The 2,399-nt window shown below is 60.4% G+C and carries 3 protein-coding genes; 1 reads left to right on the top strand and 2 read right to left on the bottom strand.

The annotated features are described in order from the left end of the window. The coding region (locus AC1D0Z_RS19760; RefSeq protein WP_477659878.1) for a sensor domain-containing diguanylate cyclase at positions 1-838 on the bottom strand (838 nt) is incomplete at its 3' end. A gap of 268 nt (positions 839-1,106) precedes the next feature. Between AC1D0Z_RS19760 and AC1D0Z_RS19755 the strand changes: the two genes are divergently transcribed. Then, complete coding sequence (locus AC1D0Z_RS19755; protein ID WP_477659877.1) at positions 1,107-2,042, top strand: DUF72 domain-containing protein; 936 nt, start codon at positions 1,107-1,109, stop codon at positions 2,040-2,042. Here AC1D0Z_RS19755 and AC1D0Z_RS19750 read toward each other — a convergent pair. After that, a partial coding sequence (locus tag AC1D0Z_RS19750) for a 2'-5' RNA ligase family protein (protein ID WP_477659876.1) occupies positions 2,037-2,399 on the bottom strand: 363 nt, incomplete at its 5' end. The genes AC1D0Z_RS19755 and AC1D0Z_RS19750 overlap by 6 nt on opposite strands.

Here is a 2,399-nt window from a genome sequence, read left to right as displayed (position 1 = left end):
GTTCTTCTTCCAGGGCCATGGCCGATTCGGCCGGCACCAGGGCACAAAAATCAGAAGGCCCCAGACGCGCAAGCGCGCCGTTTTGCGGCAGCCTCTGCCGCAGCACCTGTGCCAGCATCAGCGCGAGGGCATCACGGTTGGAAAACCCCGCAACCTCAGCCACCTGCTCCAGGTTGTCCACGTTCAAGCTGCACACGGCCAGGTCAGTCGAATTGGTGCGTGCGTCCTCAACACCCAGTGCAAGCAGCTCGCGAAATCCGCGGATGTTCCAGCAGCCGGTCAACGGATCCAGCGCCCCCTTTCGCTGCAGGGCACTGAGCCGCATCATCAACTTGCTTTGCAGGCTGGACATCGCCCTCATTTTCAGTTCGGCTTCAGCCATGCTGCCAAGGTCTTTCAAGGCATCCCATTCTTCGGGTCCGAAAGTGCGCGGCATGGTGTCAATCACGCAAAGCGAGCCCACCGCGAGCCCGGGCGCGATTTCCAGCGGCCAGCCGAGGTATGAGCGGATTCCCGGAGGACCCACCACCAGCGGGTTGTCGTGAAACCGGATGTCTTCCCACGTATCGGGAATACACAGGGGCTTGTTGATTGCCACAGCATGGCCGCAAAAGGAGATGTCCCTCGCCGTGTGGTCGACTTCGATGCCCTGAACAGAGCGAAACCATTGCTCATCTTCTTCGACGATGGAAATCAGGGAAATCGGCACATTGAGCAATCTTTTCGCGGTGCGGGTGATACGGTCAAACCGCTCTTCGCGAGGCGCGTAAGCGCAAAAACCATGACGCAGGGCGTCCAGGCGCTCGCTGTCGTTGTCGGGGATCGGGGCTGAAAGCATGGGTAAGTCCGGTTAGGCGTGGAGCCGCTCGAGAATGTACGCGAAGCATCCATCGGCGGATTCAACTACTTGCCAGGAAGCGTCAGATTTTCCGAAAAATATTCCCGAAACAGGACGCATCGCCTGTGCGCCGCACTTCGCCAGGAGCGATGCCGGCGCCGGACCCTATGGTTTTTGTGGGACAAGCGAAGTCGGGTCCGACCTACAGCGCCAGCGGTCGGAGCGCGTGCAAGCTGGGGCTTGCGGCATCTGACCACTGATTCATCGCATGAAGCGCTCCCCCATTCGCATCGGCATCTCCGGCTGGCAGTACGCCGGCTGGCGAGGTGTGTTCTATCCGCCTGGGCTGGCGCAAGCCCATGAACTGGCCTTCGCGTCGCGCGCCATGCAGACCATTGAAATCAACGGTTCGCACTATTCATTGCAGCGGCCGACCAGCTATCAGCGCTGGCATGACGATACGCCGGACGACTTTGTCTTCAGCGTGAAGGCGCCGCGTTACCTCACCCACCTGCTCCGGCTCGAAGGTGACAGCGTGCCGGTTGCGCTGGGCAATTTCATCGCTTCGGGGATTCTGAACCTGCGCGCCAAGCTGGGACCGCTGCTGTGGCAGTTTCCGCCTGGCATGGCATTCAAGCCCGAAGTGTTTGAGTCTTTTTTGCAATTGCTGCCGCACGACACCGAAGCCGCAGCCCGGTTCGCGCGCCGGCACCACGACGACCATGTACGCAACCCCTGCCTGGAAACCGACCGCAAACGCCGCCTGCGGCATGCCATAGAAATCCGCCACCCGAGCTTTTGCACAGAAGTATTTGTCAGGATGCTGCGCCGTCACCGGGCTGCGCTGGTGGTGTCCGAAGCCGTGGCGGACTGGCCTTATGTGGAGGACGTGACTGGTGACTTTGTCTATTTGCGCCTGCATGGCCCTGAAACGCTGTACGGCGGCCGCTACAGCAACGCAGCGCTGGACCGTTGGGCAACGCGGATCAATGCCTGGGCCTCGGGCGGAGAACCCGAAGATGCCCACCGCATATCAACCCTGCGGCCACGGGCCCGTTCGGGCCGTGACGTGTACTGCTATTTCGACAACGACCAAAAAGTACGGGCGCCCTTTGACGCACGCCGGCTTACCGAGCGGTTGATGCCGGAAGAGACTCTTTCACTGGAGCCGCTTGATCGGCAAGCCGATCTGTTCAGTTCATGACGCCAACGTCGGGGGTGATCCCGATAACGGCCATCGTCCCAGAATTTCGTAGCGCGTTTCCCCCATGGCGCTTTGCACCAGTGCAAATTCATCCGCCGGCCAGGTGATTGCGGCAACAGGCTGCTCGAGGACTACCTGGGCGTCATACAACAAAGTGACATGCGGGGTAAATGAACTGCGTGGGCCGCCCGGTACATCTTTCATTGCAAGGGCGTCCCACAAGCTGATCCGGAACTCTTTCAACGCCAGATTGGCCTTGCCCGAATCCTTGAGCACCACCGGACGCGTTTCGGCGTTGCGTCCGAAACTTACCACCTGATCGAGGTGGACTGAAAAACCGCCTGCGCACGTTTGAGT

This window comes from Polaromonas sp. P1_E3 (assembly GCF_056405935.1).
The sequence above is the reverse complement of the archived record's forward strand: the minus strand, read 5'-3'. Positions and strand labels throughout refer to the sequence as shown.